At 57.4% G+C, this 20,597-nt stretch carries 19 protein-coding genes; 4 read left to right on the top strand and 15 right to left on the bottom strand.

What is annotated here, in order from left to right:
- Positions 1-65: 65 nt before the first annotated feature.
- From crtA to bchO, 4 genes are read left to right on the top strand one after another with little or no spacing between them, the layout of a single operon-like run.
- The gene (crtA, locus tag ACTYEO_RS06450) at positions 66-803 is read left to right on the top strand and encodes a spheroidene monooxygenase (protein WP_449322891.1); all 738 of its coding nucleotides are present in this window, start codon (positions 66-68) and stop codon (positions 801-803) included.
- The gene (gene bchI / locus ACTYEO_RS06445; protein ID WP_449322890.1) at positions 800-1,804 is read left to right on the top strand and encodes a magnesium chelatase ATPase subunit I; all 1,005 of its coding nucleotides are present in this window, start codon (positions 800-802) and stop codon (positions 1,802-1,804) included. The genes crtA and bchI overlap by 4 nt, the downstream gene beginning before the upstream one ends.
- Positions 1,801-3,510 carry a magnesium chelatase subunit D gene (locus tag ACTYEO_RS06440; protein ID WP_449322889.1) on the top strand — a complete coding sequence of 570 codons (1,710 nt, stop codon included), beginning with the start codon at positions 1,801-1,803 and terminating at the stop codon, positions 3,508-3,510. Before bchI ends, ACTYEO_RS06440 begins: the two co-directional genes overlap by 4 nt.
- The gene (bchO, locus tag ACTYEO_RS06435; protein WP_449322888.1) at positions 3,507-4,394 is read left to right on the top strand and encodes an alpha/beta fold hydrolase BchO; all 888 of its coding nucleotides are present in this window, start codon (positions 3,507-3,509) and stop codon (positions 4,392-4,394) included. Before ACTYEO_RS06440 ends, bchO begins: the two co-directional genes overlap by 4 nt.
- A gap of 18 nt (positions 4,395-4,412) precedes the next feature.
- Here the strand turns inward: bchO and ACTYEO_RS06430 are convergent, their stop codons facing one another.
- From ACTYEO_RS06430 to bchF, 15 genes are all read right to left on the bottom strand, one after another.
- Positions 4,413-4,856, bottom strand: coding sequence for a c-type cytochrome (locus ACTYEO_RS06430; protein ID WP_449322887.1), 444 nt, complete (start codon positions 4,854-4,856; stop codon positions 4,413-4,415).
- An 80-nt stretch (positions 4,857-4,936) separates the two neighbouring features.
- Positions 4,937-6,148 (bottom strand): 5-aminolevulinate synthase, encoded by a 1,212-nt coding sequence (hemA, locus tag ACTYEO_RS06425; protein WP_449322886.1) that lies wholly within the window; start codon positions 6,146-6,148, stop codon positions 4,937-4,939.
- Entirely contained in the window at positions 6,145-6,972 is an 828-nt protein-coding gene (gene puhE, locus ACTYEO_RS06420; protein WP_449322885.1) for a putative photosynthetic complex assembly protein PuhE, read from the bottom strand. Before puhE ends, hemA begins: the two co-directional genes overlap by 4 nt.
- On the bottom strand, positions 6,972-8,090 hold the full coding sequence (acsF, locus tag ACTYEO_RS06415; RefSeq protein WP_449322884.1) for a magnesium-protoporphyrin IX monomethyl ester (oxidative) cyclase: 1,119 nt from the start codon (positions 8,088-8,090) through the stop codon (positions 6,972-6,974). The genes puhE and acsF overlap by 1 nt, the downstream gene beginning before the upstream one ends.
- Positions 8,087-8,383 carry a hypothetical protein gene (locus ACTYEO_RS06410; RefSeq protein ID WP_449322883.1) on the bottom strand — a complete coding sequence of 99 codons (297 nt, stop codon included), beginning with the start codon at positions 8,381-8,383 and terminating at the stop codon, positions 8,087-8,089. Before ACTYEO_RS06410 ends, acsF begins: the two co-directional genes overlap by 4 nt.
- 3 nt (positions 8,384-8,386) lie before the next feature.
- A complete protein-coding gene (gene puhC, locus ACTYEO_RS06405) occupies positions 8,387-8,860 on the bottom strand; it encodes a photosynthetic complex assembly protein PuhC (protein ID WP_449322882.1) in 474 nt (157 codons plus the stop codon).
- Positions 8,861-8,873: 13 nt separating this feature from the next.
- Entirely contained in the window at positions 8,874-9,509 is a 636-nt protein-coding gene (puhB, locus tag ACTYEO_RS06400; protein ID WP_449322881.1) for a photosynthetic complex putative assembly protein PuhB, read from the bottom strand.
- Between the two features lie 27 nt (positions 9,510-9,536).
- Entirely contained in the window at positions 9,537-10,307 is a 771-nt protein-coding gene (gene puhA, locus ACTYEO_RS06395; protein WP_449322880.1) for a photosynthetic reaction center subunit H, read from the bottom strand.
- Positions 10,308-10,334: 27 nt separating this feature from the next.
- On the bottom strand, positions 10,335-11,756 hold the full coding sequence (locus ACTYEO_RS06390) for a PucC family protein (RefSeq protein WP_449322879.1): 1,422 nt from the start codon (positions 11,754-11,756) through the stop codon (positions 10,335-10,337).
- On the bottom strand, positions 11,753-12,445 hold the full coding sequence (gene bchM / locus ACTYEO_RS06385) for a magnesium protoporphyrin IX methyltransferase (protein ID WP_449322878.1): 693 nt from the start codon (positions 12,443-12,445) through the stop codon (positions 11,753-11,755). The genes ACTYEO_RS06390 and bchM overlap by 4 nt, the downstream gene beginning before the upstream one ends.
- Positions 12,445-13,263, bottom strand: coding sequence for a ferredoxin:protochlorophyllide reductase (ATP-dependent) iron-sulfur ATP-binding protein (gene bchL, locus ACTYEO_RS06380; RefSeq protein WP_449323008.1), 819 nt, complete (start codon positions 13,261-13,263; stop codon positions 12,445-12,447). Before bchL ends, bchM begins: the two co-directional genes overlap by 1 nt.
- A gap of 157 nt (positions 13,264-13,420) precedes the next feature.
- Entirely contained in the window at positions 13,421-16,981 is a 3,561-nt protein-coding gene (locus tag ACTYEO_RS06375; protein ID WP_449322877.1) for a magnesium chelatase subunit H, read from the bottom strand.
- Entirely contained in the window at positions 16,971-18,551 is a 1,581-nt protein-coding gene (gene bchB, locus ACTYEO_RS06370; protein WP_449322876.1) for a ferredoxin:protochlorophyllide reductase (ATP-dependent) subunit B, read from the bottom strand. Before bchB ends, ACTYEO_RS06375 begins: the two co-directional genes overlap by 11 nt.
- Positions 18,548-19,831 (bottom strand): ferredoxin:protochlorophyllide reductase (ATP-dependent) subunit N, encoded by a 1,284-nt coding sequence (locus ACTYEO_RS06365; protein WP_449322875.1) that lies wholly within the window; start codon positions 19,829-19,831, stop codon positions 18,548-18,550. Before ACTYEO_RS06365 ends, bchB begins: the two co-directional genes overlap by 4 nt.
- A complete protein-coding gene (gene bchF / locus ACTYEO_RS06360; RefSeq protein WP_449322874.1) occupies positions 19,828-20,307 on the bottom strand; it encodes a 2-vinyl bacteriochlorophyllide hydratase in 480 nt (159 codons plus the stop codon). The genes ACTYEO_RS06365 and bchF overlap by 4 nt, the downstream gene beginning before the upstream one ends.
- Between the last annotated feature and the right edge of the window lie 290 nt (positions 20,308-20,597).

The raw sequence follows: 20,597 nt of genomic DNA, 5'->3' as shown, positions 1-20,597 counted from the left end.
AATTGCTTGGTTTTTTCTGATAAGACTATCCAGAGCGGCTCAATTCTGTAAGTATAAGTTGACACATGGAAAGACCGGCCATGCAATCTGTGACACTTAGTTTGTTTAGATTCAGCAGCGTTTCAGCGCGTCTTTGGGCTTTTGGCCAAATGGCGACCGCACGATTCGCCCTCAAAGCGATCCCCGAGATCAGCTTTTTCAAACTTTGCGGCTCAGGCACGGGCGAAGGATTCACACCTGTGCCCAATACGGAAGTCTATGCAATTCTCGCCACTTGGCCCAATCAGGATACCGCGCGGCGCGTCATGCAAAGCGCGCGCATTTTCCGCCGCTATCACGCGAAAGCCAGCGAGGCGATGACCCTGTTTATGACAGCGCAATCCGCACGCGGAGAATGGGCGGGGCAAACCCCTTTCAAACCGCTGGTCAAAACAGTTAACGGTCCGATCGCTGCGCTCACGCGCGCCACGATTCGTCCGAAAATTCTGTTGCGCTTCTGGGGGCGGGTTCCCGCGATTTCACAGGTGATCGGGCAAGACCCCAATGTCATGTTCAAGATCGGCATCGGCGAGATGCCTTGGCTGCACCAAGTGACATTCTCGATCTGGCCCGACACCCACAGCATGGCGCAATTCGCCCGTGCCGATGGCCCGCATGCGCGCGCAATTTCCGCCGTACGCTATGAGGGCTGGTTCTCGGAAGAGCTCTACGCACGATTTCAGGTTGATGCGGTAGAAGGCCAATGGGATGGCCACGCAGCCCTGAGCCAAGACATAAAACCAAAGGATATCGCCGCAGAATGAGACATGCATTTCCATTTTCCGCCATCGTCGGCCAAGAGGATATGAAGCGGGCGATGATATTGACCGCCGTTGATCCTGGCATTGGTGGCGTTTTGGTGTTTGGCGACCGTGGCACAGGAAAATCTACGGCGGTGCGCGGGCTGGCAGCCCTTCTTCCCCCGATTACAGCGGTCGAGGGATGCCCCGTGAATTCCGCCACTCAAGACGATATTCCCGATTGGGCAGAGGTCACCAAAACCGATCTGATTGAAAAGATGACCCCTGTTGTCGATCTGCCCCTTGGCGCGACCGAGGACCGTGTGGTCGGCGCTCTGGATATCGAAAAAGCGCTGAGCAATGGCGAAAAGGTCTTTGAACCTGGCCTATTGGCGCGCGCAAACCGTGGCTATCTCTATATTGATGAGGCGAACCTGCTTGAGGATCATATCGTCGATCTGCTTTTGGATGTCGCACAATCGGGTGAAAACGTGGTCGAGCGAGAAGGCCTTTCGATCAGACATGCCGCACGCTTTGTCTTGGTCGGGTCAGGCAACCCCGAGGAGGGCGAATTGCGCCCCCAGCTTCTGGACCGTTTCGGCCTATCGGTCGAGGTCACCAGCCCCAAAGACATTGAAACGCGCATCGAGGTGGTTCGCCGCCGTGATGCCTTTGACAGCGACCCCCAAGGCTTTCTTGCGACATGGGCCAAAGCCGATGCCGCCCTTCGCGACCAAATCGTTGAGGGCCGCAAACATCTGGCCTCGCTTGAGGCAAGCGATGATGTGTTGCGCGATTGTGCAACGCTCTGTATCGCGCTCGGCTCGGACGGGTTGCGCGGAGAGTTGACGCTTTTGCGCACGGCGCGGGCCTTGGCCGCATTTGAAGGGGCCAAAGCCATCACCCGCACCCATCTGCGCTCCATCGCGCCTTTGGCGCTTAGCCATCGTCTGCGCCGTGATCCTCTGGATGAGGCAGGCTCGAACACGCGTGTGACCCGCACGGTGGAGGAGGTGCTTGCATGAGCGAGCAGGGCGAGGAACGGTGGATCAGGGCCAATCTTGCCTTGGCCTGTTTCCTTGTGGACCCGAGCGCGCTTGGCGGCATTTGGCTCAGGGCACGCTTTGGCCCTGTTCGGGATCGGTTTCTTGACGGGCTGACCAAAGGGTTGAACGGCACCAAACCGCGGCGCTTGCATCCCGCTATGGGCGATGATGCCCTGTTTGGGGGCGTTGATCTGACGGCAACGCTGGCACAGGGCGCGGTTGTCAGAACGCAAGGGCTGCTTGGGCAATCTGGCGTGGTGATCCTGCCAATGGCGGAACGCGCCCAAGCGGGTTTGGTTGCGCGGCTTTCGGGTGCATTGGATGCGGATGCCAATCTGGTTCTGGTGGCCTTGGATGAAGGTGCAGGCGAGGAAGAACGCCTTGGGCATGGTCTGACCGAGCGTTTGGCGATCCATCTTGATCTGGACGGCTTGGCCATTGGCGATGCACCTGAACTGGAGCTTGATCTGCCCGGTTTAGAGGACGCCCGCGCGATTCTTCCTCAGGTCATTTTGCCTGATGAAGCGATCTCGGAATTGACGCAGGTTGCGGCACGGCTTGGCGTCACCTCCCTTCGCGCCCCGCTTCTGGCATTGGCCGTTGCCCGCGCATCTGCGGCGCTGTCAGGGGACGTCGAGGTTGGACCAGCCGATCTTCAGACAGCGGTTGAACTCGTCCTTGCACCGCGCGCCACGCAATTTCCCGCCCCTGACGAAGCGGACATGCAAGACAGCCCATCTGACCCTCCTCCCGATCCGCCTGAACAGGAGGATCAAGAGGAAACCTCCGAGCAGGAAGAGCCAGCCCTGCCCCCGACAGAGATGCTGCTGGAGGCCGCCAAAGCGATGTTGCCACCCGATCTTCTGGCGCGTCTGGGTGCGGCGCGGGCCGCGCGCTCTGCGAAATCCTCCTCAGGGTCTGGCGCAAAGAAAAAGGGGAATAATCGGGGCCGCCCGCTGCCATCGCGCACGGGTTCCATCGGGAATGGCGCGCGGGTTGATCTTGTGGCAACCCTGCGCGCCGCCGCCCCTTGGCAAAAAATGCGGCGGGCCGCATCGGGCCAGTTTGAGCGCTTGCATATCCGCGCCTCGGATCTCCGTATTCGCCATTATGAAGAAACCTCCGAACGCGCGATTATCTTTGTGGTGGATGCATCAGGTTCCTCGGCCATGGCGCGTATGTCAGAGGCCAAGGGTGCCATCGAAATCCTGCTGGCCGAGGCCTATTCCCGCCGCGATCATGTGGCGCTTGTTGCCTTTCGCGGAACAGGGGCGGAGGTGTTGCTGCCACCGACACGCTCGCTTGTGCAGACCAAAAAGCGCCTTTCGGCCCTTGCGGGCGGGGGCGGCACACCGCTGGCTGCTGGCCTGAAACTGGCGCTGGAACTGGGCGAGCTGGCCCGCAGCAAAGGCATGACGCCATCTGTTGCAGTTCTGACGGACGGGCGCGCGAATGTCTCTCTCATGGGTGAGGCCAACCGCGTCACAGCGGCCGAGGATGCAACCGCCATGGCGCGGGCCATTCGGGTCAAAGCCTTCTCAGGTCTGGTGATTGATACAGGGCTTCGCCCGACCAAAGGCTTGGGTGAACTGGCCAGTGAGATGGGCGCGCCCTATCTGCCGTTGCCCCGCGCTGATGCACGGTCACTCTCTGCGGCCGTGGAAACAGCGCTTTCGATCCAATGACGAAGCCTCCACCAGATTGGCCCCATGCTGAGATGAGCCAGATTTTGCAGGTAATGCCTCATCGCTGGCATGTGCAGATCATGGGCGAGGGGCCTGATCTTTTGCTCATCCATGGGGCGGGTGCTTCGACCCATTCGTGGCGGCATGTGATCGGTCCCCTCTCAAAGCAGTTTCGTGTCACGGCCTTTGATCTTCCAGGCCAAGGCTATACCCGCGCGGGAACGCGCAGCCGATGCTCCCTGCCTCTGATGTCCGAGGATATCGCAGCGCTTGTATTGGCCTTGAGGCTTGAGCCCAAGGTGATCATTGGCCATTCGGCAGGGGCGGCTTTGGCCTTGAGCCTGTCGCGTAATCTACCAACCCCACCCCGCCAGATCATCGCGATCAATGGCGCTTTGGAGAATTTCAAGGGTGCAACAGGCTGGTTGTTTCCCTTCTTGGCCAAGCTTTTGGTGTTTAATCCGCTGACAGGGCTTTTGCTGTCGCGCGGGGCAAGTGACGCCAAGATCCGCCAATTGCTATCCTCGACAGGGGCAAAAATCGATGAAGACGGGATCATGCTGTATCAACGGCTGATGTCGCAACGCAGCCATATTGAGGCCACCTTGGCCATGATGGCGCAATGGTCGCTGGAGGAATTGACCCGAAATCTACCAGATATCCCGACCCAGACCTTGTTTTTGCATGGCGCGAAAGACCTCGCCGTTGCGCCTGATGTTGCCCGCCGTGCAGCTCAGGCAATGCCGAATGCGACGCTCCAGATCCTCGAAAGGGTTGGTCATCTAGCTCAGGAAGAGGCACCCGATCAGGTGATTGAGGCGATCTTGGCCTTTACCGACCAGATTGCCGAAACAGAACAGGCGGCCCAAAGGACCGCCCGTTGAGGTAGATTAAAGCGCTATTTACTCAGCCGAGAGGCTGGCAAGATAGGCGTAAAGGTTCACAGCATCTTCTTCCGAGCGAACACGGAAGGCCATCGCGCCGCGCGCCGAGCTATCGCCCGTTGCTTCCCGAATATAGCCAGTCGGGTCCTGCACATAGGCCACGAAGGACTCTTCGGTGATTGTCCCGCCGGTTTCACCCAGAGCCGTCAGGCCAGGGGACCAGCGGAAATCCTCGATGCTGGCCCATCCACGTCCTGCGACACCATAGAGGTTCGGGCCAGTGCGCGCATTGCGGCCAGCCAATGTGTCGCCTGCGTCATTCACAACGACATGGCATGCGATGCATTGACGGAACGCAGCCTCGCCCGCTTCGGCATCGCCAGTTGCGGCATGGCCATCGGCCATCGCCATCGGTGCGCTTAGCAGCATAGCTGCGGTCGCGATCATCAATTTGCTCGTCATCTTAGAAATCTCCCAATTCATCTAGCTCACGGTCACTATAGGTAACCCGTTTTAAAGAAGGTCCAGAGGTTTTTTTGTAATCATGCAACAGCATGTGCGATTGCACACTGTTTCCAAAGGGTTTTGAGCGCCATCACAAGATATTCAATATCCTCATCTGTGTGCAGCGGGCCTGGTGTAAAGCGCAAACGCTCGGTGCCTTTTGGAACGGTGGGGTAATTGATCGGCTGCACGTAAATGCCGAATTGCTCCATCAGGATATCTGACAGCATTTTGCATTTCACAGGGTCTTTTACCATCACCGGAATAATATGGCTGGGGTTATGAACATGCGGAATGCCTTCGGCATCCAGACGCGCGCGCAGGCGTTCCACCTGCCGCTTTTGCATATCGCGCTCAAAACTCGAGGTCTTGAGATGACGGATCGAGGCTGTGGCGGCAGCCGCAACCGCAGGCGGCAGGGCAGTGGTGAAGATAAAACCGCTTGAAAAGCTGCGGATGAAATCAACCAAGGCATGAGAGCCCGTGATATAACCGCCGACAACGCCGTAAGCCTTGCCAAGGGTGCCCTCAATCAAGGTGATACGGTCCATCAGGCCTTCACGCTCGGCCACACCGCCGCCGCGCGGGCCATACATGCCAACCGCATGAACCTCGTCAATATAAGTCATCGCGCCATGCTTTTCGGCGACCTCCACGATCTCCTTGATCGGGGCAACATCGCCATCCATGGAATAGACGCTCTCGAAGGCGACGATCTTGGTGGCATTGGCGGGAAGGGCCGCAAGCTGGCGGTCAAGATCCTCGACATCATTATGTTTCCAGATTTTCTTATCGCAGCGCGCATGGCGGATACCTTCGATCATCGAGGCATGGTTCAACGCATCCGACAGGATCACCGCATTGGGCAAACGGCTGCCAAGCGTCGACAAAGCCGCCCAGTTCGACACATAGCCCGAGGTGAACAGCAGCGCCTCTTCCTTGCCATGCAGATCAGCGAGTTCACGCTCAAGGATTTTGTGGTGATGCGCATTGCCCGAGATATTTCGCGTGCCGCCCGCACCTGTGCCACATTCCTTGACGGTATCAACCATCGCCTGCACGACATCAGGATGTTGACCCATGCCGAGGTAATCATTCGAGCACCAAACCGTCACATCATCTTGGCCGTCACCATGGTTTTGAACCCGCGGAAACGCCCCGCATTTGCGTTGAAGTTCAGCAAAGACGCGGTAGTTGCCCTCTTCTTTCAGTTTGTCCAATTGCGTCTGGAACAGTGTGTCAAATTTCATCGGGCATCCTCGCTGTGTAGTCGTGCTAGGTTTGGGGGGCTTATCGCCCCTGTCTCTCGCTGCGGCAGCATCCAGCGCCACAGGCGTTCATCAGGCAGGGGGAGCACCATGAACCAGTGCTCCAACAAGGCCAGCGCAGTCAGCGCGGCAATCAGGGCATACCCCACGATCTCACCTTGGTCTTGCGCCGAAAGGCAGCTTGCCAGCGCCAAGCCAAGTGCAAGGCTGAGGCCAGTTATGGAGATCGGGAAAAGCCAATTCATCCGCGCGATACGGAAATGCGATGGCAGGTGATGGAGATGATCTGGAATAAACTCCAGATTGATTTTGCGCACACCCAGATAAAGATTCAGCTTGGCGCTGATGCGCGCCACAAATAGCAGCGTGAAGGTCAAAACACCGACCTGATTTTCAGCCCCGAAGGACATCAGGACAAGCGCCACCACCATAAAGACCAGCAGCAATTCATGATAGGCAATGGTGCCCCAAGCGCGAATGAAACGTTCCCATTCAGGGACACCGTCGCGCAGAATATTGCGGTTTGGGCCCGTGATTACACCCGCCAGAAAGGCCAGCTCGACCCAGCCCCAAAGGGCAAGGGCCGAGAGAAAGCCGATATAGGCGCCCGTGACCGAGCCATCCTCCAGAGTCTCGATAATGCCGATCGCGCCGATGATCAGGAAAGGCGTGTTCATCAGCACAGACCAAACCCGCGCATGCGGGCCTTCCTTATCCGCACGCCGCACCGCCACAAGGATCGCTCCGGTGGAGAACCACCAGAGAAACAGGGCCACGAGGGCCGCGATCCAGGGCGAATGCAGCATCAGTAAGCGGGCTCCATGCGGACGCTTTCGGGAAGCTCATGCTTTTTGACGGGGATCAAATAAAGCGACACAAACGCCATACCCGCCCGAAGGCTTGCGAAACCGCGTTTCAGGAAATTGCCGTTCTTCTTGGCCTCGGCCAGATCGACATTTGCCTTTTGCAACGCTTTGAGCCCCTTCATCCAGCGCGGATGATCGATATCAAGCGTGATCGGGAACACTTGCGTGGAGATCGCGCTGGTTTTGCGGAAGACCTCTTGGCCATACCAATCAGGATCAACGCCAAGCGCTTCATGGAAAGCAGGGCGCTGGTGGTCACGCACATACATCGTTGCATAGACCGCCGTCAGGAAGAACTTGATCCAAAGGACATTCCTGCCGCTGGTCAGTTTGGGGTCGGTCTTCATCAGCAGGGCAAATGCCTCGCCATGGCTGAACTCATCATTGCACCATTCACGGAACCATTTGAAAATCGGGTGGAAGCGCAATTCAGGGTTCTGCTCAAGGTGGCGGAAGATCGTTATATAGCGCGCATAGCCGATCTTTTCCGACAGATATGTCGCGTAATAGATGAATTTCGGCTGGAAATAGGTGTATTTCTTAGCCTGAGTCAGAAAGCCGAGATTAACCGCAATCCCAGCCTCGCGCAGGGCATCATTGATGAAACCCGCATGGCGCGCTTCATCGCGGGCCATAAGTTGGAACAATGTGGTGATATCCTCATTGGACCCGCGGCGCTTCATTTCCTTGTAGAGCACACAGCCCGAAAACTCGGCCGTGCAGGACGAGACCAGAAAATCGATGAATTCGGCCTTGAGTTTGGGCTCCATCCCGTCCCAATCAACCTTGTCCCAATCCTCGGTTTTCTTGAAATGCCCCTTATTCGGGTCTGCTTTCATCTGGGCGATCAGCGCGTCCCATTCCTCGCGAACAGGGCTGACATCGACCGCGTCCAATTCATCGAAATTGGTGGTGTAAAACCGCGGTGTCAGAAGGGTGTTCTGCAAGGCAAGTGCTGTTGCGCTTTCGCTATCGGTGATGGGCTGGTCGTAATTCTTGGCGGCCAGAGCCTCTTCGACAGTGCTTGCATCGGCGGAGTGGTTGACTTGAACATTCATACCGAAACCTCCTCGGAGAAACTGAACTCGCAAAGCTCCATGAACTCGAAATCGCCTGTGGCGCGGGTCCAGAGCTGTTCCAGCTTCGAGGCACGCTTGATCGTCGCCATGCGATCCTCGATCACGACCTCGCCATAAGGCGCCATCACGGGCGCGCCATGCACTTGCACTTCATCGCCTGGATTGATGGTTGCGCCGTTCAGAAACTTCACATGCGCATATAGGCTTTCAAATTTATGGCTCACTTCCACTTGGCAGGGAGCCGTCTCGATCTCTCTTGTAAACAATCCCATTGGTCATTCCTCCAGCAGGCGGGCAAAGGCCCGCTCGTTATCCGCGCCAAAACCCATGAGCTCGGCTCGGAAATCGGTGAAGTCATCGCGAAGGCCAAGACGCCCATCGCTAAAACGCACGAGGCGGATCGGATCGGACCCAGTCATGCCCAATGGGGCACGATTGCGTTCCAGAACCCGATAAACACCCGCGATGAACCCACCTTCGGCTTCATCAAGTGTAGCGATCACATTGCCGTCGAGATCCAGCACACGGGCCGAGCCGTCCATTGATCCGAAGATGCGGATCAGACGTTCTTGCGCGATTGGAACCTCGGCCACACTTGGTGGCATGGCTTCGAGCGGCCGGTCTGTCAGCCGCGCATAAGCCACAATGATCATTACACAGACACATAAAATAAACATCGCCCGCACGAGCAGAGTTGGAATCATCTCCTTGTCGCGTGTGACGAGCTTTTGTTCTTCAACATTTGCCATGATGAGACCCCCCCTATTCCGCAGCCACAGCATCACCCGAGGTCACACGTTCCACACGGGGCGTGTTCACTTCGGTTTCTGCTGCTTGGGCAAGAATCCCTGCAATTTTCTGCGCATCACGAATGCAACGCAGAGCAGGCTCGGGCTGTTTCATCCGCCAAGGGCGGATATGCGGCCATGTATAGATATAGGACAGGCGCACATTGTCTTGAGCAAGCTCCATCGCGATCGTCCCTGTGCCGTCTTTGCGCAGGGCAAGTGTCGCGTTGGAAATCTGCCTGAAGGGCAGGTTCAAGGTCATGGTCAAAGCCGCCCCGATGCGCATGGCAACGCGGCGGTTGGTGATCGTGTAGACTGTTGACTTGGCTTGCACGATGGAAACCACCAAAAGCAGGACGCAAACAAGCGCACCAAGAACAAGAAAGAAGGAGGCTGCCGTTGCGCTTTCGGTCCAGCTTGTTGTGGCCGCACCAGCAATGGTTCGCCACGCAAAGAGAAACCCGAAATACCCTGCAACCCACCAGAAGTTCAGAGCATCCTTGGCAAGAGCAAACCATTCCGGTTGCCCCTGCCAAAGGATCTCTTCACCCGAAGGGAGGTTCTCGGGTAATCCACGGACAGGCTCGGTCTGAAAGTCGTCGTGGGACATTGGTCATTCTCCTTCTTAACAACAGTATTAGAGAAGCGGGTCTGTCCGCTCCTGAGATGCGTAGAGAATGCCGCCAGCATAATAGCCGGAGATCTTATCCTCTTCGAGCAAGGTGACTTGGTTGGGTGATTTGATCGTGGGCACATTTTTGAAATGCTTCCCGAAGATCGAATTCACCTTCACACGGTTCGAGCGTACCAAGGCCATCTGCATCGGGATCAAACGCTTGCCACCGCCATTTGCGGCATCAAGCTCAACCTCCAGATAGCGGATCAATTGCTCGGGCGCGTCGATCCACATATCGCAGATTTTGCCGACAATCTCGCCGTCGCCCGCGACAACTGGCAAATCACGCGGGTCGTAGCCTGCGCTGATCTGGAAGTCCTCGGTATGGCTCATTGGCACGATCTTGGTATGGCCATGGCCATCAAGCTCGGGCAGGTCACGGCGCTTTGCCCATGACGCAGGCCCGACACCATCGATCATCGGGTCACCGGTTGGATCGAAGGGGAACCCGTTGGTCTGGCTGCTTTGACGCAAGGCAACGTCACCACGGCTCTGGAAATCCTCGCCGGGCAGGGTCACTTCACCGCGACCATGCATAAGCTTGAAGGTTTTTTCCTTGGGCAGCGGGAATGGCCCCTGATTGGCGGCCTGCGTGCCGTCATCATTTTCAAGCGGGTAACCTTCCCGCATGTTTTCAGTCTGGAGATAGTAGATGAGTAGGGCAAAAAAGACCCAGAATAGCCAGATAGACAGGCTAGCCAGATCAAAATTGCCGAAGAATGTAGCTTCCATGAGTATGTCCTCCGAATGCGGCGTTTACTAAGTGGGTAGGTCGGCGAGCCCGATCTTGCCGGCCTCCCCAGGTCTGGATTCACGCACGGTCCGCACCAGCGGCCCGAGAGCAACGAGCGTTGCAAAGAGCAACAGAATTTCGAAATGATAGACGACGGAATAACCCGTCGCGGGGCTCTCCAAGGCGCGCCCGAGCGTGCCCGAGATCGCCAATTGGTTCACGCCATCGCGCATCGCACCGCCAATCGCGATGGAAAGACCGGCGGCGGTCGCCTGCGCAGCGCCCCAAGCGCCCAAGGCAAGGCCGCGCCCTGCACGGCCCTTGGCCGGCATGGTCATCGCGGCGGTCAGCGTCGAGATCGCAAAAAGCCCACCCCCGAAACCGATGATGCAGGCCCCGACAAAGAACAGCACCTCGGATTGCATCGGGTTCGAGAAGATAACCGCGCAGAAGGCAATCACACCTGCAAGAATGCCGCGCGCACCCATGCGGTAGGGGTTGATCCCATCTGACAGCCAGTTCGAGGCAAAGCCAAATCCGATCAAGGCACCGGCGGCCCAAGTGGCGGTCAACATCGTGGTTTTCGACACCGACAACCCAAGGATTTCGCCGCCATAAGGCTCAAGCAGAACATCCTGCATATTGAAAGCCATCGTGCCAAGGAACACGACCACCAAAAGCCGCCCTGCGGGGCCACCTTTGGCAAAATCATTCCAAGCATCACGGAATTTCGGGTTGGGGGCGGCGCGCTCCTCTTTGGTCATGGGGCGCACGCGCTCCTGCTTCCAAAGGGCGATTGTATTCAGCACCAAGGTGGCGACAGCCGCGCCTTGCACAACCTTGATCAGCGTCAGGCCCGAGAAATCACGCAGCAGATACCCGATGATCAGCGCCGATGCGCCCATCCCGATCAGGAACATCACATAAAGCAAAGCCACAACGCGCGGGCGGGTCTCCTCGGTCGCGCGGTCCGCTGCAAGGGCAAGACCTGCCGTTTGGGTCATATGCATGCCCAAACCCGTCATCACAAAGGCAACACCCGCAAGCGCTTCGCCTGCGAAAGGAACATTATGGACGACATCGCCCCCCAGAACCAAAAGGCTGGCAGGCATGATCGCAAGGCCACCAAATTGCCAAAGCGTCCCGAACCAGAGATAGGGAATGCGCTTCCAGCCGATGGCGCTTTTGTGGTGATCAGATTTGAAGCCCAAAAGCGCACGGAAGGGCGCGATCAACACGGGCAAGGCCACCATCATCGCAACCAAAGTGGCAGGCACCGAAAGCTCCACGATCATCACGCGGTTCAAAGTGCCAAGCAGCATAACACCCGCCATACCAACCGAGATCTGGAACAGGCTCAACCGCAAGATTTGATCCAGCGGCAGACCCTCGCTCGCGGCATCCGCGAAGGGCAGATATCTGGTTGAGACGCGGGACATCTTGCTCATCGCGCATACTCCAGACAGGTGGAGATGTAGAAGCCGCGGCTGACGCGCTCAATCTCTGAAATAGTGCCTGTTGCGCCGTTTAGAGCCGTTTTTTTGGCGAGACTACGCGGTGCATGCGGGATCATGGTGGGTGAGCGATCCGAGCGTGGGAAGAGTTTTCCAATGCCAAAGAACGCCATCAGGAACGGCGTGCGCGGGGCCACTGTAAAGATGATGGAGGACGAAACACGCGGGCAAAGACCTGCCAGTGCACGGCCCAGATCATCAGCCTCGTAATAGATCATCGAATCCATCGCCATGACGTGATCAAACGCGCCCAAGCTTTCCGACAGCATATCGCCTGAGGTGAAACGCACCTGATCGGACAAATGCGCAGGCAATCTCTTGCGCGCGATCTCGACCAATTGCGGCGAGATATCGATGGCAACCACTTCCGCACCGCGCGCGGCCAGCTCGGCTGTCATCTGGCCAGCGCCACAGCCTGCATCAAGAATGCGTTTCCCGCGCAAATCCTGTGGCAAACGCCCCAACATGATGCCGCGCATACGGTCGCGCCCTTCGCGCACCGTTTGCCGAATACCAGAAACGGGCGCGTCCGAGGTCAGACGCTCCCATGTCTTGGTGGCCGTCCGGTCGAAATAATCCTCAACCCGATCGCGCGTTGCGCCATATGTTGGCGTTGCAACCATCAATCAAACCCCAGCAATTCAAAGATATGACGATCTTCCAGCGGCGCAGGGGCCAAGGGGTCGGTGCCTGCATAAAGACGCTCGGCCAAGCGGATATATTCCGCGCGGCATTGCACGATGTCTTCCTCATCGGGCATTTCAAACAATGTCTTTTTCTTCAGACGTGACCGACGGATGGCATCCACATCAGGCATATGCGCAATGCGCTTGAAGCCAACCTCATCGCAGTAGCGATCAACCTCATCGGTATCCTTGCTGCGATTGGCCACGCAGCCCGCCAAGCGGACGCCGTAGTTTTTCGATTTGGCCTGAACCGCGGCAATGATGCGGTTCATCGCATAGATCGAGTCAAAATCATTCGCCGTAACGATCACCGCGCGATCAGCATGCTGCAAGGGTGCCGCGAACCCGCCGCAAACCACATCGCCCAAGACATCGAAAATCACGACATCGGTGTCTTCCAAAAGGTGATGCTGTTTGAGCAGCTTAACCGTCTGGCCAACAACATAGCCGCCACAGCCCGTTCCCGCAGGCGGGCCACCTGCTTCGATGCACATCACACCGTTATAGCCTGTTGCCACGAAGTCTTCGGGGCGGAGTTCTTCGGCATGGAAATCAACATCCTTAAGGATATCGATCACCGTTGGCTGCAAATGCCCTGTAAGCGTGAATGTGCTGTCATGCTTGGGGTCACAGCCAATCTGCAGAACCCGCTTGCCCAATTTGGAGAAGGCCGCCGAAAGGTTCGAACTGGTCGTCGATTTTCCGATACCGCCCTTGCCATAAACCGCGAAAACGGTGGCGCCCTCGATCTTCATCGAAGCGTCTTGATGGACCTGAAGCGATCCCTCGCCATCTTCGCCTTTGGTCAAAACAGGCGGAGCACCAAGACCTTTGGCGCGGAGCCCGTCTTGCTCGCGGCTATTGGCACGTGCCGCAGGGGGGTGTTTATCATCCAACATCGGTCATTACTTCCTATTCTGCAGCCATTGTGAGGCCCTCAAGGCGGTCTTCCAGCTCATCTGCCCCAGCCTGAAGGGCGGCAAGCGTTGCCTCGTCGGGTTGCCAGTAATCCCGCTCGAACGCTTCGAGCAGGCGATTTGCCATGCGGGCCGAGGCCTGCGGGTTCAACTCCGCAAGACGGCGGCGCATCTCTTCATCCAGAACAAAGGTCTCGCTGAGCCGCTGATAGACCCAAGGTTCGACCTGTCCTGTGGTGGCCGACCAACCAAGCGTATTGGTCACCTGCGCCTCGATCTGGCGCACACCCTCATGGCCATGCTTGAGCAGGCCTTCGAACCATTTGGGATTCAAGCTGCGCGCGCGGGTCTCAAGCGCGACCTGATCTTGCAATGTGCGCACCTTGCCTTCACCGCGTGTCTGATCACCGATGAAAACGGGCGCTTCACTGCCCTTTGCCCGCTTCACAGCGCGCGAAATGCCACCAAGCGTGTCGAAATAGTGATCAACGGTGGTCACACCCAATTCAACAGATTCAAGGTTCTGATAGGCAAGATCGACATCGCGCAGGGTCGCTTGCAAAAGGCCCGCGTTTTTATGGGCTTTTCCATCGCAGCCATAGGCAAAGCTTTTGCGGTTCTCATAGGCTTGCGCCAGCTCGTCTTCCTCGCCCCATGCACCGCTATCGACCAAGGCATTCACATTGGAGCCATAGGCCCCTTCAGCATTGGAAAAGACACGCAGCGCGGCCTCTTCCATGGAGCAGCCCATCTTCTCGACATAATCGAGCGCATGGGCACGAACGAAATTCATCTCCAAAGGCTCATCAGCGGTTGCCGCCTTGAACGCCGCCTCGGCCAGCATCTTGGTTTGGAGTGGCAGCAGATCACGGAAAATCCCCGAAAGGGTCATCACCACATCAATCCTCGGACGGCCAAGCGCCTCAAGCGGTATCAAATCAGCGCCACAAAGCCTGCCATATCCGTCAAAGCGGGGGGTCGCCCCCAATAGCGCCAGCGCCTGCGAAATAGGGCCACCATCAGATTTGATATTATCCGACCCCCAAAGCACCAAAGCCACCGAACGCGGCATGGCACCTGCGGCCTCCAGCAAGCGATCCGCCTGTTTCGCCCCGTCTTGCAGCGCGAAGGCAGTTGGCATGCGGTAAGGGTCAAAGGCGTGAATATTACGACCGGTTGGCAAAACCTCGGGCGAGCGGATCAAATCACCACCCGGAACAGGGGCGATATAGCGCGCGGACAGCGCGCGCATCAGGCCTGAAAGCTCGGTTTCCTGACGCAGCATTTCAGCCATTTTTATCTGCGTTTCAGGGGTCTGATCGGCCATAACGCGCAGATGCTCGGTGATCTCGCTCTCGGCCATGGGGCGGCCAACAATATGCAACCCATCAGGGATCAAGGCATCTTCGGTTTCCAGCAGCTTGAGCCATAACCGATCAGGATCATGCCCCTCCAGATCCACGGCTTCCGCCTGCATGGCAATCAAATCAAGCATCTCAGCACGCTCATGCGCGTCAGGCGCCATGGAGCGGAACCGCATCAGGCTATCCTTGAGATCCTGCAGGCCCTTATAGAGCCCCGACGCCGCCAGAGGGGGCGTCAAATGCGTAACCGTAACCGCGTTCGAACGGCGCTTGGCCAGCGTCGCCTCGGATGGGTTGTTGGATGCATAGAGGTAGATATTGGGCATCGCGCCGATCAAACGATCAGGCCAATCCTGCGCCCCAAGCCCCGCCTGTTTTCCAGGCATGAATTCCAAAGCACCATGCATTCCGAAATGCAAAACCGCATCGGCCTGAAAGCTGTTTCTCAGCCACAGATAGAAGGTCGCGAAGGCATGGGTGGGCGCAAAGCCGCGCTCGAACAAAAGGCGCATCGGGTCGCCTTCATACCCAAAGCCGGGCTGGACCCCGACAAAGACATTACCGAATTGATGGCCAAGCACAAAAACGCCGCGCCCATCAGATTGCACCTTTCCGGGCGCGGGGCCCCAAACGGCCTCGATCTCGGCAAGCGGCGGTGTGGTGCGCACAATCGTATCCGCATCCACATGAGCGGCGACATTGGCATCCTGCCCGTATTGCTTGGAATTGCCGTTCAAAATGGCATCGCGCAGATCGTCAACGCTGGCGGGAACCTCAAGCGAATAGCCATCACTTTTCATCTGGTTGAGCGTATTCCAAAGGCTTTCAAACACACTAAGATAGGCCGCTGTCCCGACCGCGCCAGCATTAGGTGGAAAGCCGAACAACACGACCGCAACCTTCTTCTCGGCGTTTTCCTTGCGCCGCAGCAGCGCCATGCGCTTGGTCTTTTCGACCAGGCTGCCGATCCGCTCATGGCAAGGCGCCATCGCTTTGGTTGAGGAAGTGCTCTGGCACATATGGCGACAGCCTTGGCACCCATCTGTGCCATGACGCCCGCCAAAAACAGTCGGATTGGTTGCGCCGTCAATCTCAGGCAGAGCCACAAGGATCGTCGTCTCAACAGGCCCCAAACCTCCTGATGAGGCCGCCCATTGCCCCAAGGTTTGAAACTCGATCGGATGCGCCGCGATATAGGGCAGATCCAACTCTTTGAGAACTTCAACCGCAGCGGGGCTGTCATTATAGGCAGGTCCACCGATCAGGCTAAACCCCGTCAGCGACACCATTGCATCAACCTTGCCGCCTGCGAAATATTTCGAAATGGCAGGGCGCCCATCAAGCCCACCCGCAAAAGCAGGAACAACCGCAAGCCCTGCCTCCTGCATCTGGCGGATCACGCCATCATAATGTGCGGCATCCGATGCCAACACATAAGAGCGCATCATCAACAAACCGACCGTAGCAATCGGGTTTTCAGGCTGCGGCAGGTCAGCAACCTCAGTGGTGATCCGACCACCAGGAAGATCGGGGTGATACAGACCCACTTCAGGGTAATCGATCGGCGCATTGGCGGTCGCGCCATGCAAGGCCTCATCCTTGGCATAACGCCCGATCAGAAAGCGGACCATCTGCTCGACATTGTCATCCGAGCCACCGAGCCAATATTGCATGCTCAGGAACCAAGCGCGCAAATCCTGCGATTTACCTGGAATGAACTTCAAAATCTTCGGTAATCGGCGCAGCATCCGCATCTGCTTTTCACCGCTGCTGGCAGAGGGCGATTTCGCCCCGCGCAGCTTCTTCAGCAGCTTCATCGGGCCAGATGTGGGCTTGGACATATCCAAATCGCCCATGCGCGTGATGCTCACGACCTCTTTGGCCGACACCATACCAATCATCGCATCGCACTCATTCCGGCGCGCTTGCAGATCAGGCAGGATCGCCGTGATATGCTCTTCAATAAACAGAAGGTTCGCGATGATGATATCGCCATGCCTGATCGCCAGCCGCGCCTCTTCAAGCGCCTGCTGGTTCTCCGCCCATTCCGCGCTGGCATGAACCGAGACATTCAGGCCAGGGAACTCGGCCGCCAAACGCTCGGAAACCCGCGCGGCGGGTCCTGCAACATGGCTGTCCATCGTCACAATCACGACGCGGTAGCCGGGGATATGATCACCGTCACCGCGCATAATGGGCCTTTGCTTCATAAAGCGTATCGACGCTGATTTCCGCGACCCCGCGCTCGGCGGCATAGCTCTCGGTATTACGCTTGGCCTTGCCCCGCACAAAGAAGGGGATCTTTTTCAATTCACGCTCGGCGCAAGCAAGCCACACCATTACATCACCACTAAGGCCCTCCGCTTCCCCCACAGGCGCTGCGGCGTCCTTCATCTTTCCAGAAATACGAATATCCCCATCGGCCATATCCGCTGCCGTCAGAGGTTTAGGCGCATGGCCCCCATGATGGCTGGGGCCCGCCGCATCGTGAAACTCGAAATCCTCACGGAACATCGCCAGTAGATGCTCCTCCAGCCCCATCACAAGCGGGTGGATCCATGTATCGAAAATCACATTCGCGCCTTCCCAGCCCATCTGGGGCGAGTAGCGCGCAGGGAAGTCTTGCACATGCACAGGCGCCGAGATCACAGCGCATGGAATGCCAAGGCGCTTGCCGATATGGCGCTCCATTTGGGTCCCAAGGATCATCTCGGGCGCGGCATCCTCGATGGCTTTTTCAACCTCGAGGTAATCATCCGTGATCAGCGCGTCCAAACCGAATTCTTTGGCCAAAGCACGGATCGGGCGGGCGAATTCGCGGTTATAGCAGCCCATACCGACCACTTCGAAACCCATCTCGTCGCGCGCGATGCGGGCGGCAGATTGAACATGGGTCGCGTCACCAAACAGGAAAACCCGTTTACCCGTAAGATATGTAGAATCAACCGATTTACTCCACCAAGGCTGGCGCAGTCGGCTGAGGTCTTTTTTAGGTTCTATTCCGCAGATTTGTGCCACTTCTGCAACGAAATCATGCGTCGCAGCCACACCAATTGGAACTGTCTTCGTGAATGGCTGGTCGCAAACGCGCTCAAGATGGCGCGCGGCGGTTTCAGCATGTTCAGGATACATCAGAACATTGAAATGGGCTTGGCCCATCTTGGTGATATCTTGCGGTGTCGCATCAAAAGGCGCGACGACATTGATGCCCACGCCCATTTCCCAAAGCAGGGCCTTGATCTCCTCGATGTCATCGCGGTGGCGAAAGCCCAGCGCCAATGGTCCGATCAGGTTCGCCGTAACCTCAGGCGTGCGTTCCATCGGGCGCGCCAATGCTTTGACGATCTGGTAGAAGGTCTCATCCGTGCCGAAATTCTCTTTGCGCTGATAGGATGGCAGTTCCAGCCCAATGACGGGCACGGGCAGCCCCATGGTTTCGGCAAGACCGCTTGGATCATCCTGAATCAGTTCCGCCGTGCAAGACGCGCCAACAATCAGGGCCTGCGGCTTGTAGCGATCATAGGCCTCCTGACAGGTCTTCTTGAAAATACCCGCCGTATCGGCACCCAGATCACGGCCTTCAAATGTTGTGTAGCTGACAGGCGGGCGGTGGTCGCGGCGCTCGATCATCGTAAAGAGAAGATCGGCATAGGTATCGCCTTGGGGTGCATGCAGCACAAAATGCAGGCCCTTCATGGCGGTGGCGACACGCATCGCGCCGACATGGGGCGGGCCTTCATATGTCCAGACCGTCAGCTTCATTCTGCGGCCTCCAGCTTCAAAAGCTCGCGGCGGCGCACAGGGCGCGAGAAGAGGCCAGCCAGATCGCCAGCTTGCTCGTAGAAATGCACAGGGGTGAAGACCAGTTCGATCGCCCATTTCGTCGTCAGCCCCTCCGCCTCAAGCGGATTGGCAAGGCCGAGGCCACATACCGTCAAATCGGGCCGTGCGGCACGTACACGATCAAGCTGAAGATCGACATCCTGACCTTCCGAGATCACAGGGCCTGCGGGCATCAGATCAAGGTCGGGGCCAACAAGGCCTTTGTGGATATAAGGCTGGCCAATCTCGATCGCGTCCATACCGCATTCGCGGGTCAGGAAACGCGCAAGCGGGATTTCCAATTGGCTATCAGGCATGAAGAAAACGGATTTGCCGCTCAAGACAGCAGAGGCCGAGGCAATGGCCTTGCGCGCACGGGCGCGTGGTGCGGCGGTGACCTTTTCAAACAGATCGTCGCTGACACCAAATTCATCGGCAATGGCGCGCAACCAAAGCGTTGTGCCTTCCTCGCCGAATGGGAAAGGCGCTTGGATCATCCGTGCGCCACGCCGCTCAAGCGCTGCGGCAGTATCGCCCAAAAACGGCTGGAGACAGGCAAACACTGTATTGCTTCCCACCGCTGGCATTTCACCTGCGCGCGGGGCTGGTAGAACGCGAACAGGACCAATGCCCATCGCCTCAAGCAGGCCAAGCGCCTGATCTTCGACCACATCGGGCAAAGCACCAACAAGGAGCAACTCACGCGTGTCACTGGCGGGCAGAACAGGCACCATCGAGGCAAGGCAGGCATCCTCGCCTTGTGTAAAGGTCGTCTCGATCCCGCTGCCGGAATAATTCAGTACCCGCACATGAGGCGCATGTTCGATGGTCAGACGTTCTGCCGCGCGGGCCAGATCCAGCTTGATCACCTCAGAGGGGCAGGAGCCCACTAAGAAGAGCTGCTTGATATCGGGACGGCGCGACAGAAGGCGTGCAACTTCGCGGTCCAGCTCCTCATGGGCATCGGCCATACCAGCCAGATCGGTTTCCTCAAGGATCGCAGTCCCAAAGCGCGGTTCGGCGAAGATCATCACGCCAGCGGCGGATTGCAGAAGATGGGCACAGGTGCGGCTTCCGATCACAAGGAAGAACGCATCCTGCATTTTGCGATGCAACCAGATGATACCCGTCAGGCCACAAAACACCTCGCGCTGGCCCCGCTCCTTCAGAACGGGCGCATCGCGGCAGGTTTTGGCGGCAATCGGGGCGGGGTTGTTCACAGCTCACCCTCCAACCGCGCCATGCGCAGCTTCCAGATGAATTGGGCAGCGTTGATCACATAGGCAACATAGGCAGCCAGCGCGATGACCATTTGCTGCTCATGCGGCCAGCCCACGATCAGCGCCCAGACATAGGTCAGGTGCAGCGCGATCACGGCAAAGCTAAAGACATCTTCCCAGAAGAAGGCAGGCGCAAAGAGGTATTGCCCGAAGACGACCTTTTCCCAAATGGCACCAGTCACCATTATTGCCAGCAGAACGCCTGTCTTGAGGATGATGGAGATCGTCGCGGCCTCATAGCCCAGCCCCGTCCACATGAAGCGCAGCACCAGCGCGAGAGAGACAAGAAATACGACGAATTGAACGGGTGCGAGAATGCCCTGAACCAGCGTCCACACCGTAGCGTCACGCCGTGCACGTTCTTGCGCGGTGTACAGCCTCCGTGACGGGGCGCTGGTTAGCGTCTGAGCAGTCATTCCACACGATTCCTTTGGGCATTTATAGTGCCGCTAAGTCAAAGCTACGCGTGTGAAGGGCAAAGTGTCAATTTATATTTACACTATTCTCGAGTCTTTCCCGCTGAAAACGACCCTTTAGAGAAAGCCATTTATTGTATTATTTTCATATAGTTAGAAAAGTAATTCCTGCTGTTTTCTGGCAAAGGTGGGCCTAATCCCGATTTACTGTCAGTTTTCTTTGACACCACCCAAGCAATAGTGGACACTGACTCCATAGGCTGTACTCGCCTTGTGCTCGAAATTCTGCT

The sequence above is a fragment of the Rhodophyticola sp. SM2404 genome (genome assembly GCF_053570515.1).
Note: the sequence above shows the minus strand (reverse complement) of the source record. Positions and strands in the feature narration are given on the sequence as shown.

Excerpts from the sequence above, each read along its gene's own strand:
- bchM (WP_449322878.1), bottom strand. The coding sequence starts at position 12,445 with ATGGTTGCAACGCCAACATATGGCGCAACGCGCGATCGGGTTGAGGAT.
- puhC (WP_449322882.1), bottom strand. The coding sequence starts at position 8,860 with ATGGCAAATGTTGAAGAACAAAAGCTCGTCACACGCGACAAGGAGATG.
- bchB (WP_449322876.1), bottom strand. The coding sequence starts at position 18,551 with ATGAAGCTGACGGTCTGGACATATGAAGGCCCGCCCCATGTCGGCGCG.
- hemA (WP_449322886.1), bottom strand. The coding sequence starts at position 6,148 with ATGAAATTTGACACACTGTTCCAGACGCAATTGGACAAACTGAAAGAA.
- acsF (WP_449322884.1), bottom strand. The coding sequence starts at position 8,090 with ATGAATGTTCAAGTCAACCACTCCGCCGATGCAAGCACTGTCGAAGAG.
- bchO (WP_449322888.1), top strand. The coding sequence starts at position 3,507 with ATGACGAAGCCTCCACCAGATTGGCCCCATGCTGAGATGAGCCAGATT.
- bchF (WP_449322874.1), bottom strand. The coding sequence starts at position 20,307 with ATGACTGCTCAGACGCTAACCAGCGCCCCGTCACGGAGGCTGTACACC.
- bchL (WP_449323008.1), bottom strand. The coding sequence starts at position 13,263 with ATGAAGATCGAGGGCGCCACCGTTTTCGCGGTTTATGGCAAGGGCGGT.
- puhB (WP_449322881.1), bottom strand. The coding sequence starts at position 9,509 with ATGTCCCACGACGACTTTCAGACCGAGCCTGTCCGTGGATTACCCGAG.
- ACTYEO_RS06430 (WP_449322887.1), bottom strand. The coding sequence starts at position 4,856 with ATGACGAGCAAATTGATGATCGCGACCGCAGCTATGCTGCTAAGCGCA.
- ACTYEO_RS06390 (WP_449322879.1), bottom strand. The coding sequence starts at position 11,756 with ATGAGCAAGATGTCCCGCGTCTCAACCAGATATCTGCCCTTCGCGGAT.
- crtA (WP_449322891.1), top strand. The coding sequence starts at position 66 with ATGGAAAGACCGGCCATGCAATCTGTGACACTTAGTTTGTTTAGATTC.
- puhE (WP_449322885.1), bottom strand. The coding sequence starts at position 6,972 with ATGCTGCATTCGCCCTGGATCGCGGCCCTCGTGGCCCTGTTTCTCTGG.
- ACTYEO_RS06375 (WP_449322877.1), bottom strand. The coding sequence starts at position 16,981 with ATGCGCGGTGACGGTGATCATATCCCCGGCTACCGCGTCGTGATTGTG.
- ACTYEO_RS06440 (WP_449322889.1), top strand. The coding sequence starts at position 1,801 with ATGAGCGAGCAGGGCGAGGAACGGTGGATCAGGGCCAATCTTGCCTTG.
- ACTYEO_RS06410 (WP_449322883.1), bottom strand. The coding sequence starts at position 8,383 with ATGGGATTGTTTACAAGAGAGATCGAGACGGCTCCCTGCCAAGTGGAA.
- bchI (WP_449322890.1), top strand. The coding sequence starts at position 800 with ATGAGACATGCATTTCCATTTTCCGCCATCGTCGGCCAAGAGGATATG.
- puhA (WP_449322880.1), bottom strand. The coding sequence starts at position 10,307 with ATGGAAGCTACATTCTTCGGCAATTTTGATCTGGCTAGCCTGTCTATC.